This window comes from Variovorax soli NBRC 106424, from assembly GCF_001591385.1.
Lineage (GTDB): Bacteria > Pseudomonadota > Gammaproteobacteria > Burkholderiales > Burkholderiaceae_C > Variovorax > Variovorax soli.
The window spans coordinates 16,776-30,876 of the sequence record NZ_BCUU01000060.1 but is presented as its reverse complement, the minus strand read 5'-3'; the positions used below and the strand labels follow the sequence as shown (position 1 = coordinate 30,876).

The 14,101-nt window shown below is 70.2% G+C and carries 13 protein-coding genes; 8 read left to right on the top strand and 5 right to left on the bottom strand.

The window, feature by feature from the left end; translation table 11 throughout:
- Positions 1-3,134: patatin-like phospholipase family protein (locus VSO01S_RS17245; protein WP_084241934.1), on the bottom strand; the 3,134-nt coding region annotated here is incomplete at its 3' end.
- Positions 3,135-3,310: 176 nt separating this feature from the next.
- Between VSO01S_RS17245 and VSO01S_RS17240 the strand changes: the two genes are divergently transcribed.
- Positions 3,311-4,120, top strand: coding sequence for an alpha/beta fold hydrolase (locus tag VSO01S_RS17240; protein ID WP_068644040.1), 810 nt, complete (start codon positions 3,311-3,313; stop codon positions 4,118-4,120).
- Positions 4,121-4,150: 30 nt separating this feature from the next.
- Here VSO01S_RS17240 and VSO01S_RS17235 read toward each other — a convergent pair whose 3' ends face one another.
- Genes VSO01S_RS17235 through VSO01S_RS17225 form a run of 3 tightly spaced genes read right to left on the bottom strand, consistent with a single transcriptional unit; the run spans position 4,151 to position 7,596 of the window.
- Positions 4,151-4,867 carry a VOC family protein gene (locus tag VSO01S_RS17235; protein WP_068644039.1) on the bottom strand — a complete coding sequence of 239 codons (717 nt, stop codon included), beginning with the start codon at positions 4,865-4,867 and terminating at the stop codon, positions 4,151-4,153.
- A gap of 4 nt (positions 4,868-4,871) precedes the next feature.
- The gene (locus VSO01S_RS17230; RefSeq protein WP_068644038.1) at positions 4,872-5,846 is read right to left on the bottom strand and encodes a tripartite tricarboxylate transporter substrate binding protein; all 975 of its coding nucleotides are present in this window, start codon (positions 5,844-5,846) and stop codon (positions 4,872-4,874) included.
- Between the two features lie 55 nt (positions 5,847-5,901).
- The gene (locus VSO01S_RS17225) at positions 5,902-7,596 is read right to left on the bottom strand and encodes a thiamine pyrophosphate-binding protein (protein WP_068644037.1); all 1,695 of its coding nucleotides are present in this window, start codon (positions 7,594-7,596) and stop codon (positions 5,902-5,904) included.
- Between the two features lie 60 nt (positions 7,597-7,656).
- Between VSO01S_RS17225 and VSO01S_RS17220 the strand changes: the two genes are divergently transcribed.
- Both VSO01S_RS17220 and VSO01S_RS17215 read left to right on the top strand, forming a co-directional pair.
- The gene (locus VSO01S_RS17220) at positions 7,657-8,385 is read left to right on the top strand and encodes a GntR family transcriptional regulator (protein WP_068644036.1); all 729 of its coding nucleotides are present in this window, start codon (positions 7,657-7,659) and stop codon (positions 8,383-8,385) included.
- A gap of 9 nt (positions 8,386-8,394) precedes the next feature.
- Complete coding sequence (locus tag VSO01S_RS17215; protein WP_068644035.1) at positions 8,395-8,904, top strand: GNAT family N-acetyltransferase; 510 nt, start codon at positions 8,395-8,397, stop codon at positions 8,902-8,904.
- On the opposite strand, the gene VSO01S_RS17210 is transcribed toward VSO01S_RS17215, so the two are convergent.
- Positions 8,901-9,947, bottom strand: coding sequence for a LacI family DNA-binding transcriptional regulator (locus VSO01S_RS17210; RefSeq protein WP_068644034.1), 1,047 nt, complete (start codon positions 9,945-9,947; stop codon positions 8,901-8,903). The two genes, VSO01S_RS17215 and VSO01S_RS17210, sit on opposite strands and share 4 nt — an antisense overlap.
- 133 nt (positions 9,948-10,080) lie before the next feature.
- Here VSO01S_RS17210 and VSO01S_RS17205 point away from each other — a divergent pair, with 133 nt between their 5' ends.
- From VSO01S_RS17205 to VSO01S_RS17185, 5 genes are read left to right on the top strand one after another with little or no spacing between them, the layout of a single operon-like run.
- The gene (locus VSO01S_RS17205; RefSeq protein ID WP_068644043.1) at positions 10,081-10,947 is read left to right on the top strand and encodes a dioxygenase family protein; all 867 of its coding nucleotides are present in this window, start codon (positions 10,081-10,083) and stop codon (positions 10,945-10,947) included.
- Positions 10,948-10,991: 44 nt separating this feature from the next.
- A complete protein-coding gene (locus VSO01S_RS17200; RefSeq protein WP_068644033.1) occupies positions 10,992-11,759 on the top strand; it encodes an SDR family NAD(P)-dependent oxidoreductase in 768 nt (255 codons plus the stop codon).
- Positions 11,756-12,649, top strand: coding sequence for a beta-keto acid cleavage family enzyme (locus VSO01S_RS17195; protein WP_068644032.1), 894 nt, complete (start codon positions 11,756-11,758; stop codon positions 12,647-12,649). The genes VSO01S_RS17200 and VSO01S_RS17195 overlap by 4 nt, the downstream gene beginning before the upstream one ends.
- Before the next feature lies 1 nt (position 12,650).
- Positions 12,651-13,682, top strand: coding sequence for a quinone oxidoreductase family protein (locus tag VSO01S_RS17190; RefSeq protein ID WP_068644031.1), 1,032 nt, complete (start codon positions 12,651-12,653; stop codon positions 13,680-13,682).
- Positions 13,683-13,708: 26 nt separating this feature from the next.
- Positions 13,709-14,068: a cupin domain-containing protein gene (locus VSO01S_RS17185; protein ID WP_068644030.1), complete on the top strand. Its 360-nt coding sequence runs from the start codon at positions 13,709-13,711 to the stop codon at positions 14,066-14,068.
- The last annotated feature ends 33 nt before the right edge of the window (positions 14,069-14,101 follow it).

Here is a 14,101-nt window from a genome sequence, read left to right as displayed (position 1 = left end):
CCGCCACCCCCCGCCTCCGCCTCCGCCGATGCCACCACCGGCGGCGCCGGCAACGGCACAGGTGGCGCGGCGCCCGCAGCCGCTGACGGCTCCACCTCGCGGAAGCGGATGCGAAAAGGCACGTTGGCCCGCGCCACCAGCGCGGTCACGAAAGAGGTGGATGCGCTGCTGAAGCCGCTGCAGTTCTCCTGCGGCGGCGTGCGGCCGGTGTAGTCGCGCGCCCAGTAGCGCGGCTTGCACGGCGGCGCGCTCACCGGCTGCAGGCAGTCGATGCCGTTGTTGCGGTCCAGCAGGCGCTGGCAGGCCGGCGTGCGGCGCTGGGGCGGGTCGTTGGCGCAGGCGGCCTTCGCATCGTCCACGATGCGCACCGAGAGCCTGAAGTTGGCCATGAAGTTCTCCCGCCCCTGGCGGCACAGCAGGTCGCCGGTGCGCAGCAGTTCCGCCGCGAGCGACGACGTCGCTTCGTTCGGCCCGCCGCCGCCCGCGCGCAGCCGGGCCCAGCGTTCGGTCAGGTCCTTGAAGGCGGCGCTCTCGGCCTGCTGCTTCCTGTCCTGCTCGGAACGCACGGAGTCGATGCTCTGCCACAACGCCACGGCGAAGGTGGCAGCGGTGCCGATGCCCAGCGATGCGGTCACCGCCCCGGCCTTGAGCACGCGGGCCTGCAGCCGGCCCATGCTCGCCACTGCGCCCGACACGCTGCCGTTGCCGTTGGCCGCGCCGGCGGCGGCCGCGACGGGCGCCCCCTGCCCGTCGTCCACCGAGAAAAGGCCCGGCACGCCCTGCGCCACGCGCGCGAGCATCTCGCCGTCCAGCCGTTCGCCGATGGCCGCGCCCAGGCGGAAGTAGCACTCCCACTGGGCCTCGTCGAAAAACTGGTCAGTGGTGGGCTGCTGCGGAAACAGCGGGTTGGCCGCCTTGAAGTTCACCAGGTCCACCGCCAGGTCGGCCGACACGTTGGGCTTGACCAGCAGGATGTGCCCGCGCTGCCCGCTCGCGTAGGTCACCCGGGCCAGCGCCAGGCAGGCCTGGCTGTTGGGCGAGGCCAGGTCGTTCAGCGAGCCGAAGGCGCCCAGCCGGTCCCAGCTCGCATTCTTGTTGGGCTTGAGGAAGTCGATGTCGGCATTGAGGTCGATGCGGGCGCGCCGCACCAGGTTCTCCAGGTCGAGGAAGCGGTAGTCCGGGTCGGCCCCGCAATCGGCCAGCACGATCAGCTCTGCCTCTTCGCGCAGCAGCGCATAGGCGGCCGTGTTCTCGAAATGCCCGCCGTCGCTGAGGTACCAGAAGGGCGAGCCGCTGCCCGGAAACCCGGCAAAGCATTCCAGCAGGATGAAGCGCGACTTCATCAGCAGGGTGCTCACCCGGCGCGCCGCGCCCTGCTGCTCCAGGCCCGCCTCCTTGCTGTCCCACCAGTAGCCCAGGCGCAGGCCGGCGAACAGCGACAGCGCCGCGATGCCGCGCTTGGTCATCCGGCCCAGGCCCGGTGCAAAGGCCGCACCCGAGATCGCGGCCCAGGCCCCCAGCGTGAGCGCGCCCTTGGGCTTGGCCTGCGTCCATTGCGCGCCCGACGCCTGCATCCAGCCTTCGGGCCCCACCGTGAGCGGGAGGCTCTTGCGGTCGCGGTTGAACAGCTGCTGCTTGGGGTCGTGCGTCTGGTTGACGCAGACGTTGATGAGGTGCACCGGCCCGCCATGCGCATGCGGCGCATATTTCGCCATCAGGATGTCGTCGTCTTCCTCCACCTGGCCCACCGGCACGCGCGGCGGCGCCAGGCCCGACAGCGCCGCGGTCGGCTCCGCCCCCAGCCGCTTCTTGTTGGCCGCGCCCAAATAGCCGCGCACGATGCGCGCCTTGTAGAACATGTGCAGCGAGGACGCGTTGAGAAAGCCGAAGTTGCGCCCGGTGAACAAGGCATAGGCGACGATCACGAAGCCGATGGTGAACCACCAGATCCAGCCGCGCGAAAAGTCCAGCCCTTGCGGCGTGAACACCGGCAGCAGCACCGCCGCATACAGCACGCCGATCCACCACGCCGCCAGGCAGAAGGCCGCCACCAGGCCCAGCAGGCTGGCCAGCACCATCATCACGCTCTTGCCGATGCCCGGCGCCTCGCGCTTGCCGGTAAAGAGCATGGGCAGCAGGGCGCGCAGCGCGCCGGCGGCGATCAGCATCACGCCGCCGTAGGACGCGCGCAGCTCGCGCGTGTGGGCCGCCAGCCACCAGGCTGCCCAGTCGAGCAGGCCCAGCAGTCCGATGACGAGCACCACGTAGAGCACCGTGGCCAGCCCGTCGGTGAGCTCGTTGCGCAGCACGCCGGGCGTCTGCCCGTGCAGGTGCCGCATCAGCACCCACAGCAGCGCCACCACCCAGCACGATGCGAACAGGATGAAGGCCGGCGCCAGCCACACCGGGCCGCCGTAGCGCTCTTCGAGAATGGGGCCCACCCACCAGGCGCAGGTGCCCAGCACCACCCACAAGGCCACCTGCCCCAGCATGCCGGGCGCGGTGCTGCGGTCACGCACCGCCCAGTAGCCGTCGGCCAGCACGATCGACAGCAGCCAGGGCACCAGCGCCAGCATCCACAGCGTGGGCAGTTGCGTGACCCAGCGCACGGGCGCGATCACCAGCTGCGCGTTGTCCAGGTCCACCAGCCCGGCCATGATTTCCCACGCGCCCAGGTTGATGGCCGCCAGCACCAGGCCCACCAGCGTGGCGGCAATGGCCAGCTCGATGTGCGTGCCCAGCAGATTGCGCAAAAACAGCGCCACCGCGAACAGCGTGTCGCGCATGCCGCCGGGAATCAGGTAGCGACCATTGCCGCGCAGCCACCAGCCGAAGCGCACCTTGTCGACTTCGGCAAAGGCGCCCTCCACCGCGCGCACGCCCTCGGCGTTCTGCGCACGGGTGCACATGCGGCCCAGCGTCGAGCCCACGTAGCCGCCGCCCGAAACGGTGGAGACGATGTCGAAGTTGAGCAGTTGCCGGTGCTGGGCCAGCGACTTGAGCAGGCCCAGGCAGAAGGTGGCGCTGCGGATGCCCCCGCCGGAAAGCGCCAGGCCCCAGGCACGATGACCATCGTCGTCGCCGTGCAGGGCCTTGCGGCGCGTGCTGACCATGTCCCGTATGGCTTTTTCCATCGAGCCCCTCAAAGAAAAGCTGTGAACGGACGGCCTGTCAGGTCGACAGCGCGCAATGTGTCACTCACGCCAGGGAGGGGGCAATTTGGCGAACGGCCTATGGCCGACGCGCAGCGGCTTGCTGGCAGGGTTGCGGCGCATACTGCTGTCCCCCTGCTTCCTCTCTTCGGATCGGCATGCAGCCAGAGAACCAGGTCTTCTTCCGTGAAGCCGGCGCCGGCCCGGGCGTGCTGTGCCTGCATTCGAACGCGGCCAGCTCCAGCCAATGGCGCGGCCTGCTCGATCGCCTGGCGCCGCGCTTCCACGTGCTGGCCAGCGACGGCCTGGGCGCCGGCAGGAGCCCGCCCTGGCCCGAAGGCCGCCAGGCCGGCCTGCGCGACGAAGTGGCCCTGGTGGAACCACTGTTCGCGCGCGCCGGCGAACCGCTGGCGCTGGTGGGCCATTCCTACGGCGCGGCGGTGGCGCTGGTGGCCGCGGCGCTGCATCCAGGCCGCATCCGCGCCATGGCGCTCTACGAGCCCACGCTGTTCGCGCTGCTGGATGCGCAGGCGCCGCCGCCCAACGAAGCCGACGGCATCCGCGGCGCGGTGGCGGCCTCCGAGCATGCGCTTGCCGCGAACGACCGCGACACGGCCGCGCGCTGCTTCATCGACTTCTGGATGGGCGAAGGCGCCTGGGCGCGCACGCCCGATGCGCGCAAGGACCCCATCCGCGATGCCATCGTCAATGTCTCGCACTGGGCGCGTGCTCTGCTTGGCGAAAGCACCCCGCTGTCGGCCTTTGCCGCGCTGCGCATCCCGGTGCTCTGCATGACGGGGTCGCGTTCGCCCGCCTCCTCGCTGGGCGTGGCGCGCCTGCTGGGCAGAACGCTGCCGGACGTGCAGCTCATCGAATTCGACGGGCTTGGCCACATGGGGCCGGTGACGCACCCCGAATTGGTCAACGCGGCCATTGGCGGGTTTCTGGAGAAGACGCGCCGGGCGTGATGCCGCCGGCGCGTCATGCCCGGGCGCCCGTCAGCCGCGAAACACGGCGCCGTGCGTCAGCGCCGGATCGATGCGCAGCCCCGGCGCGGCGCCGGCGAGCGTGATCGATGCCGGCCCCTCGCCGCGCGCCCGGCCCGGCTGCGCATGCAGCTCGACGCGGAAGCCCTGCAACTGCACGCTGCCGTCATCGGTCACCGCATCGGGGCCGAGCAGCATGCGATAGCGCGCCAGGCTGGCCGCCACGTCCTGCACTGCCACCTGCACGGCGGCAACACCCCGCGCGCCGTTGGCATGGCGGCGGATTTCGCCCTCGGGCACGCGCAGCGCCCGGGGCGTGATGTCCGCACACAGGAACGGAAGGTCGTGGCGCTGCTGCCGTGCAGAGCTCCAGGCAATGCGCACGCCGTCGGGCCGGTTGCGCGCGCCCGGCACGGCCGTGAGCTCGGCCAGGCCCCGTGCGCGCGCCTCGGCCACCGCGGCATCGATGTCCTGCGGCCACAGCGCGAAGTCGACCAGCCCCTCGCCGGCCGCATCGAGCACGCGCCACCAGCGCTCCTCGGGCGAAGGTGCCGAGTAGGCGATCAGCTCCAGGTAGCTGTCGTCCTCGAACACGACGAGCGCATTGGCGGTGTTGCGGCCCGGATGCCTGCCGCCAGCAATCACGGTGAAGCCGGCGCGCTGGTAGTCGGCCACCGCCTGCTCCAGCGACGCCACCACGATCACCACATGGTCCAGCGCCATCGTCATGGCCTCACTCCTCCAGCTTGAGGTGGGTTTCGCGCACGAAGGCGCTCCAGCGCTCGTACTCGGCACGCGCGTACTTGTCGACGCTGGCGCCGTCGGTGGCCATGACCTCGAAGCCCTGCTGCGTGAGCGTGCGGCTCACGTCGGGCGACTTCAGCGCGGCGCGGAAGCCCTCGGTGAGCGTGGCCAGCTTGTCGGCCGGCGTGGCCGCGGGCGCGAAGATGCCGATCCACGAATAGGCCTCGAAGCCCGGAAAGCCCGACTCGGCCACGGTCGGCACGTCTGGCAGTTCGGGCAGGCGGCTGGCGCCGGTCACGGCCAGCGGCTTGATCTTGCCGGCGGCGATCTGCCCCTTGAGCGCGGCATAGCTCAGCAGCGTGAGCTGCGAGACGTCGCCCACCACGGCCTGCACGGCCGGCCCGCCGCCGCCGAAGGGCACGTGCAGCACGTACACGCCGGCGCGGCGCTTGATGTCTTCCATGACCAGGTGGTTCATCGACCCCACGCCGGTGGACGCATAGCTGTAGCGCGCCGGTTCCTTGCGCGCGGCGGCAATGAACCCGCGCAGGTCCTTGGCCGGCACCGAGGCCGAGGCGCCGATCACCAGCGGGAAGCGCACCGCCAGCGTGACGCCGGCGAAGTCCTTGAAGGTGTCGTAGGGCAGCTTCGGCTTGGCGATGGGGTTGATGGCATGCGTGTCGAAGCTCACCAGCACGGTGTTGCCGTTGGGCGCCGACTTGGCCACGTAGTTGGTGGCCAACTGGCTGGCGGCGCCCGGCTTGTTGTCGACCACCACCGGGCGGCCCAGGCGCTTCTCGAGTTCGGGCTGCATGATGCGCGCGGCGATGTCGGTGCTGCCCCCTGGCGGGAAGGTCACGACCATGTGCAGCGGCGCGTCCGAGGACTGCGCCGCCGCGCCGCCGGCAAGGCCCAGGGCGGCGGTGGCCACCAGGGCCTGGCGTCTGTTGAATGGGATCTGCATCTTCTGTGGGCCTTTCAAAAAGAGCTGCTCGTGAAGTCTGGATCGATGGGGAGCTTCAGCCCATCCACTGGCTGACCGGCACCGCCGTGTCCTGCAACTGCTGCGACACCACGTCCACCAGCGCGGGACCGTCGTGCGCCAGCGCTGCTTTCAGGGCGCCTTCCAGCTCGGCCGGATTCTCGACGCGCCAGGCCTTCATGCCGAAAGCCTCGGCCACGCGGGCGTGGTTGGTGCGGTTGAAGTCCACCGAGAAGTAGCGCTCGTCGTAGCCCGTCTTCTGGCTGGCCTTGATCCAGCCGAACACCGAGTTGGAGAACACGATCATCTTCAGCGGCACGCCGCGGCGCACGATGGTCTCCATTTCGCCGCAGGTGAAGCCGAAGCTGCCGTCGCCCATGACCGAGACCACGGTGGCATCGGGCCGGCCGAACGCGGCGCCGACACCGGCAGCCATCGAGAAACCCAGCGCGCCATGGGCACGGTTGGTGATGAAGTGGCGCCCGGCCTGCGGCGCATCGAAATACGCGGCGAAGTATGGGCACGGCGTGCCGGGGTCGGCCACCACCACCGCATTGGCCGGCAGCAGGCGGTTGAGCGCGTCCACCACGCGCTCGGGCTTGATGGGCCGGTCGGCCGACTGCGCGAGTTTGGCGAAGAAGGCCTGCTTGCGCGCACGGCTGCGTGCCACGAGCGCGCGGCCGTCGACCGCATCGGCCGGACGGTGCGCGATGCGCTCGCGCACCGCGGCCGCCAGGGCCGCCAGGCCCAGGCGTGCATCGCCCACCAGCGCCACGTCGGTGCGGTAGTTGGTGGCGATGGTGCCGGGGTCGATGTCCAGGTGCAGGATGCCGACCTCGCGCGCCGGCATCTTCCAGTGCTCGGTGGTGGTGGAGCCCGCCCGCGCTCCCACGAAGAGCACCAGGTCGGCCTGCGCGATGACGTCTCGCGTGGCTTCCACGCCGCCGTTGGTGCCGATCACGCCTGCATTGAGCGGGTGCGCGCCAGGCAGGCTGCCGCTGCCGCTGATGGTGAGGCACACCGGCGCATTCAGCTGCACGGCCAGCGATTCCAGTTCGGCATGGGCGCCGGCGATGACGACGCCGCCGCCGCACACGATGACGGGGCATCGCGCGGCGGCCAGCCTGTCCGCCGCGCGCTCCACCTCGGCCGGATCGGGCGCGAAACGGTAGGCCGGATAGTGGTCATGCCCCGGCTGCGCCCAGACATCCGCAGGATCGATCTCGTGCTTCTGCACGTCGTAGGGCAGGCAGATGTGCGTGGCGCCCGGGCGGCCGGTGACCATGGCGCGGAAGGCGCTGCGCACCGCGTGCGGGATCTGGTCCACCCGGTCGATGGTGGTGTTCCACTTGGTCAACGGCTGGTAGAGCGCCTGCTGGTCCAGCTCGGTGAGCGGAAACTTGCCGCGCGCGCCCACCGACACGTCGGAGGTGATGCCCAGCACCGGAATGGCCGACTCGTTGGCCTCCACCAGGCCCGGCAGCAGGTAGGTGGCGCCGCCGCCGCTGGGGCCTTCGCAGATGCCGGGCTTGCCCGTCACCCGCGCATAGGCATCGGCCATGTAGGCCGCGCTGCGTTCGTCGCGCGTGAGCACGTGGTCCATGCCATGGTCCAGGCGGGCCAGCGCGTCATAGAAAGGAAGGCTCGTGTCGCCGCACAATCCGAAGATGTGCTTGACGCCATTGAGTTGCAGCATGCGCACCATCGCGTCGGCGCCGTTCATGGAAGACATTTTCGATAAGCTCCAGCGGGTCGGAATCGGTTAAGAACTCATTTCAGTATACTTAAAAGCATGCAGAGCACAAGCAGCCGCGGCGCACGCACGCCTGCGCCCACGCCCATTTCCAAGACGCGGCGCGAGCGCGGCTCCGGCGTTTTCGAGGCGCTGCGCGACATGGCCATCTCCTACCAGCTCAAGCCCGGCGAGCGCCTGAGCGAGATCGAGCTGGCCCAGCGCCTGGGCGTGAGCCGCACGCCGGTGCGCGAGGCCCTCACCCGCCTGGTGAACGACGGCTTTTTGCTGCCGGCCACGCGCGGCTTCGTGCGCCGCCCGCTGGACGTGCAGGAAACGCTCGACCTGTACGAAGCCCGCGTGGCGGTGGAAAGCGCCTGCCTGTCGCTGGCCATCCAGCGCGCCACCGACGAGGACATCGCGCAGGCCAAGGCCTACCTGGCCGCCAGCCAGAAGGCGCCGCCGGACACGCCGGTGGAGCAGCTGGTGGAGCTGGACGAAGGCTTTCACCTGCGCATTGCCGACATGGCGCGCAACCAGGAACTGCGCCGCATGCTGGGCGTGCTCAACGAACGCATCCGCTTCATCCGCTGGATCGACATGGAGAACGTAGGCCGCAGCGCCACGCAGAAGGAGCACCAGCACATCCTGAAGGCCCTGCAGGCGCGCGACGAGGCGACGGCGCAGCAGGTGCTCAAGGAACACATCGGCCTGCGCAAGGAACAGATCGTGGAGGCCATTGCCAAGGGCCTCGCGCGGATCTACCTGCCGCACGAACGCACCGCGTAGCATCGCCCCATGCGCCGCCTTGCCACGCCACACGACATCGAAGCCGTCCACGCCATCTACTCGCACGACGCGGTCCTGCCCTTTCTCACCTACGAGCGCATGCCGCTCGAGAACTTCCGGCCCATTTATCAGCAACTGCTGGACAGCCGCTCCTTCTACGTGTGGATCGAGGGTGGCGGCGAGATTGCCGGCTTCTACAAGGCCACGCGGTTTCCGGGCCGCGCGAGCCATGTGGTGCAGCTGGGCACGCTGGCGGTGGACCCGCGCCGCCACGGCCAGGGCGTGGCCCTGCGCATGGTGGGCGACGCGCTCGCGAAGATCAGGGCCGAAGGCGCGCGCCGCGTGGAGCTGATGGCCGAGGCCGACAACGAACGCGGCCTGCGCTTTTACCGAAAGCTCGGCTTCGTGGAAGAGGGCCGCCTGCGCGACTTCTACAAGCGCGCCGGCCAGGCGCACTATGTGGACGAGCTGGTGATGGGCCTGCTGCTGGACACTGAAGCAGCCCCATCCGCGCCCTAGGCCGCGCGCCCTTTCGCAGGCGCCGGTGCCCGCGTCGATGCGCGCACCACCAGCTCCGGCCGCAGCACCACGGTGGAGGCAGACAGCGAGCGCCCCTCGATCTCGTCGAACAGCATCTCGGCCGCGCGCCAGCCCAGCTCGCGATGCGGCAGGCGGATGGTGGTGAGCGGCGGCTCGACCATGTCGACCAGCGGCATGTCGTTGTGGCCGGTGACCGACATGTCCTCGGGCACGCGCAGGCCCTGGCTGCGCAGCTCGTCGTACGCGCCCAGGGCCACCAGGTCGTTGCAGCACACCAGCGCCTGCGGCCGCTTGCCCGGCGCCGCCAGCAGCTTGCGCATGGCGGCGCGGCCCGCCTCGCGGCTGTAGCCCTCGCACTCGACCACGGCCGCGGGCGCCAGCCCATGATCGCGCAGCGCCTGCTCGAACCCCTGGCGGCGGCCCACGCCCGTGGGCACGCCCTGCGGCCCCGCCAGGTGCGCGATGCGGCGGTGGCCGAGCGACAGCAGATGCTCCACCGCGAGCTTCATCGCCAGGCGGTCATCGCTCACCACGGCCGGCAGCTGCCCGCTCTCGTCCGCGCGGTTGACGAGCACCGCATGCATGCCCACGCGGGCGAGATAGGCCAGCAGCGGATCGTCGCGCCGCGCAATGGCGTTGACCAGCCCGTCGACCTGCTGGGCCAGCATGCGCTCGACGATGGGCGGCGCCAGAGCCGGGTCTGCCACGTTGGCGACGAACACGAAGTAGCCGCGCGCCGCGGCGCTGGCCTCGATGCCCTGCAGGATGGGCGGGAACACCGGATTGGTGATGTCGGGCACCAGCACGCCGATGGTGTGGGTGCGCCCGGTGCGCAGCGCCGAGGCCGCGCGGTTGGGGCGGTAGCCCAGGCGCTGCGCCGCAGCCTCCACCACCTGCAGCACCTCTTCGCTGATGAGTGCGCGCTTGGCCGGATTGAGTGCACGCGAGACGGTCGACACATGCACGCCGGCGGCCTGCGCCACGTCGCGGATGGTGACGGTGGAAGTCGACGGTGCGGTCATTTAATGCAAACGATTGAACAAATCAACCCACCGAGTATAGCCCTCGCTGCCCAATGGATTCTCGAAATCCCTATTGCATCCCTTGAACTCCGTGGCACATCATTTATGCAAACGTTTGCACCAAATCGCCGCCATGACCATCGTCACCACACCCGAGTCGGTTCTGGGCATCACGCTCAATGCCATGTCCCGCACCCCCGACGAGCGCCTTCGTACCGTGATGGCCGCGTTCACGCGGCACCTGCATGCCTTCGTGCAGGAGGTGGCGCTCACCGAAGAGGAGTTCGAGCACGCACTGCAGTTCCTCGTGCAGATCGGCCAGGCCACCAACGAAAGCAAGAACGAAGTGGTGCTGGCCGCAGACCTGCTGGGCGTCTCCACCCTGGTGGCGCTGCTGAACAACCAAGACCCGCAGGGCGAGTCGCCAGCCGCGCTGCTGGGCCCCTTCTGGCGCGCCAACGCGCCGCACTGCGAGACCGGCGAATCGATTGCACGCGAAGGCACCACCGGCACGCCCCTGTCGGTGCGCGGCGTGGTGCGCGACGCGCAGGGCCGCCCGCTCGCCGGCGCCACGGTCGACGCCTGGCAGGCCTCGCCCGTGGGCCTGTACGAGAACCAGGACCCGCAGCAGTGCGAGATGAACCTGCGCGGGCGCTTCCAGACCGACAGCGAAGGGCGCTTTCATTTCCGCACCGTGCGCCCCGCCGGCTACCCGGTGCCCACCGACGGCCCGTGCGGCGAACTGCTGCGCGCGCAGCAGCGCCACCCCAACCGGCCGGCGCACATCCACTTCATGGTGAGCCGACCGGGGCACAAGGTGCTGATCACACAGGTGTTCGCGGACGACGACCAGAACCTGGAAAGCGATCCGGTGTTCGGCGTGACGCGCCGGCTCATCGGCCGCTTCGCCCCGGGCGCGGACGGCGCCGAGGCCACGCTGGAACACGACTTCGTGCTCGAAGCGGGCGAGATGAAGTTCCCGCATCCGCCCATTCCGTGAACACGCTTCTTTCTTTTTCCTTTCTTCGTTCAACGAGCAATTCCATGAGCTTTGATCCTGTCTCCCGGCTGGACGGCAAGGTGGCCGTCATCACCGGCGGCCTCGGCGCCATCGGCCATGCCACCGCGCAGCGCCTGGCCGCCCTGGGTGCCAGCTGCGTGCTGCTGCAGCGCGGCCATGCCGCCGATGCCGGCGAGCGCGCCGCCGCCCTGCCCTCTTCCAATGGCCAGCGCCACGCGGCCCTGGTCGCCGACATCGTGGATACGCCGAGCCTGCAGCGCGCCGCCGCGCAGGTGGCCGAGCAGTACGACCGCTGCGACATCCTGGTCAACAGCGCAGGCCACACGCGGCCGGTGGCCGCCGCCGACCTCGACGGCCTGACCGACGAGCTGATCGACGAGCTGCTGAAGGCCAACTTCCGCGGCGTGTTCGCCACCATCCGCGCCTTCGCGCCCCTGCTCAAGAAGAGCGGCGACGGGCTGATCGTGAACGTGTCGTCCATTGCCGGCTTCACCGGCGTCGGCAGCAACCTCGCCTATGTGGCCGCCAAGGCAGGGCTGGACGTGGTGGGCGACGCACTGGCCAAGGCGCTGGCGCCGGCCGTGCGCGTGGTGTCGGTCTCGCCCGGCGCGGTGGAGTCCGCCTTCGTGCCGGGCCGCGGCGAAGACTTCAAGGCCAGGATGGCGCAGACCACGCCGCTGGGCCGCATCGGCGCGCCGCAGGACGTGGCGGCCACCATCGAGGCGCTGGCCACCACGCTGCGCTTCGTCACCGGCACACGCATCGTGGTCGACGGCGGGAGGCACCTGTGAACCATCCGAACGGCAAGACCCTCATCACCTGCGCCGTCACCGGCAACCTGGTGAAGCCGGAGCAGACGCCGCACCTGCCCATCACGCCCGAGCAGATCGCCAACGAGTGCCTGGCCGCGGCCGAGGCCGGCGCGGGCCAGGTGCACATCCATGTGCGCGACCCCGAGACGGGCAAGCCCTCGATGCAGGTGGAGCTGTACCGCGAGGTGGTGGCGCGCATCCGCCGCGAGAACCGCGCACTGGTGATCAACCTCACCACCGGGCCGGGCGGGCGCTTCGTTCCCAGCGAGGACGACCCCAAGGTCTATGCGCCCGGCACCAGCCTGCTGCCGCCTGAAAAGCGCGTGGAGCACATCGCGCTCATCAAGCCCGACGTGTGCTCGCTGGATCTGAACACCATGAACTCCGGCCCCGACGTGGTGATCAACACGCCGAAGAACGTGCGCCGCATGGCCAAGGTCATCCGCGAGGCCGGCGTGAAGCCCGAGCTGGAAATCTTCGACTCCGGCGACATCCACATGGCGCTGGACCTGATCGCCGACGGCACGCTGCAGGGCCCCGGCATGTGGACCCTGGTGCTGGGCGTGAAGTACGGCTTCATGCCCACGCCCGAGACGGTGCTGTACGCGCGCAACATGCTGCCGCCGGGCGCCTTCTGGAGCGCCTTCGGCATCGGGCGCATGGAATTCCCCATCGTCGCGCAGGCCTGGCTCATGGGCGGGCATGTGCGGGTGGGCATGGAAGACAACATCTACCTCGACAAGGGCGTGCTGGCCACCAGCAACGCGCAGCTGGTGGCCAAGGCGCGCGACATCATCCGCAGCCTGGGCGGCGACGTGGCCAGCCCGCACGATGCGCGCCAGATGCTCGGCCTGGCGGGAGGGCACTGACATGAGCGCACTGCCCAGCGTGAACGCCTCCTCCTCCTCCTCCTCCTCCTCCTCCTCCGACGCACGCGCCCTGCGCGTGCATGCGGCGGCCGCCAACCTCGACGCCCTGAAGCTCGAACTGGTGCCGCAGGCGCAGCCCGCCGCCCGCCCCGGCTTTGCCGTGGTGCGCGTGGGCGCGGCGGCGGTCAACCCGAGCGACGTGAAGGCCAGCCTGGGCCTGATGCCGCAGGCGGTGTGGCCGCGCAGCCCCGGCCGCGATTTCGCCGGCACGGTGGTGGACGGCCCCGACGAATGGATCGGCCGCGAGGTGTACGGCTCCGGCGGCGACATCGGCATCACCCGCGACGGCTCGCATGCGCGCTACCTCGTGCTGCCGCTGCAGGCGCTGCGCGAGCGGCCCCGGCGCATTAGCATGGACGAGGCGGGCGCGGTGGGCGTGCCCTTCGTCACCGCCTACGAGGGCTTTCGCCGCAGCGGCATGCCGCGGCCCGGGCAGACCGTGCTGGTGCTGGGCGCCAACGGCAAGGTGGGCCAGGCGGCGGTGCAGCTGGCCGCGCAGGCCGGTGCCCGCGTGATCGCGGTGCAGCGCCGCGCCGGCCCCTTCGAGGGATTTGCCAGCGGACCGGTGGACGCGGTCGACGCGCGCGACGGCCACGTGGCCGAGCAGGTGCGCGAGCTGACCGGCGGGCGCGGCGCCGACGTGGTCTACAACACCGTGGGCAGCGCCTACTTCGAGCCGGGCAACAAGTCGATGGCCAAGGGCGCCACGCAGATCTTCATTGCCACGCACGACCGCGCGGTGCCCTTCGACATCTTTGCCTTCTACCGCGGCATGCACACCTACGTGGGCATCGACTCGCTGGCCATGGACTGCGTGGCCGCCACCGCGCAGCTGGACGCCATGCGCGAAGGCTTCGAGCGCGGCAGCCTGCAGCCCTTTCCGGTCGCTCGGGCCTTCTCGATGAACGAGGCCGGCGAGGCCTACCGCCTCGTGCTCTCGGGCAGCACCGACCGCGTGGTGCTGCGCCCCTGAACAACCACCCGCGTGGAGGAGACACCATGCACGTCACCCGATTGAAAGAGGCGCCCGCCTACGAGGCGCCCAACCATTTCGACATGCGCTGCCTGCGCCTGCAAGGCAAGGAAGCCGGCCCCTCGGTGCAGATGTGGATGGGCATGAGCCAGATCCTGCCCGGCGGCCATACCGGCCTGGACGACTCGCCCATGGAAAAGCTCTACCTGGTGCTCGAGGGGCAACTGCACATGGTGGGCGAGCTCGATGGCGTGCGCCAGGAACAGGTGCTCGGGCCCTACGACTCCTGCCGCTTCGCGCCCGGCGAGAAGCGCCAGCTGATCAACCGCGGCAACCGCCCGGTGCTGGTGGCCCTGGTGATGCCCACCGCGCCGCCCGCGCCCTGACCGGCACACCCGCATTCATCGTGACGACAACAA

Bases quoted from the DNA above. Each gene is read 5' to 3' on its own strand.
- VSO01S_RS17230 (WP_068644038.1), bottom strand. From the start codon at position 5,846: ATGCAGATCCCATTCAACAGACGCCAGGCCCTGGTGGCCACCGCCGCC.
- VSO01S_RS17205 (WP_068644043.1), top strand. From the start codon at position 10,081: ATGACCATCGTCACCACACCCGAGTCGGTTCTGGGCATCACGCTCAAT.
- VSO01S_RS17240 (WP_068644040.1), top strand. From the start codon at position 3,311: ATGCAGCCAGAGAACCAGGTCTTCTTCCGTGAAGCCGGCGCCGGCCCG.
- VSO01S_RS17185 (WP_068644030.1), top strand. From the start codon at position 13,709: ATGCACGTCACCCGATTGAAAGAGGCGCCCGCCTACGAGGCGCCCAAC.
- VSO01S_RS17215 (WP_068644035.1), top strand. From the start codon at position 8,395: ATGCGCCGCCTTGCCACGCCACACGACATCGAAGCCGTCCACGCCATC.
- VSO01S_RS17190 (WP_068644031.1), top strand. From the start codon at position 12,651: ATGAGCGCACTGCCCAGCGTGAACGCCTCCTCCTCCTCCTCCTCCTCC.
- VSO01S_RS17210 (WP_068644034.1), bottom strand. From the start codon at position 9,947: ATGACCGCACCGTCGACTTCCACCGTCACCATCCGCGACGTGGCGCAG.
- VSO01S_RS17235 (WP_068644039.1), bottom strand. From the start codon at position 4,867: ATGACGATGGCGCTGGACCATGTGGTGATCGTGGTGGCGTCGCTGGAG.
- VSO01S_RS17200 (WP_068644033.1), top strand. From the start codon at position 10,992: ATGAGCTTTGATCCTGTCTCCCGGCTGGACGGCAAGGTGGCCGTCATC.
- VSO01S_RS17220 (WP_068644036.1), top strand. From the start codon at position 7,657: ATGCAGAGCACAAGCAGCCGCGGCGCACGCACGCCTGCGCCCACGCCC.
- VSO01S_RS17225 (WP_068644037.1), bottom strand. From the start codon at position 7,596: ATGTCTTCCATGAACGGCGCCGACGCGATGGTGCGCATGCTGCAACTC.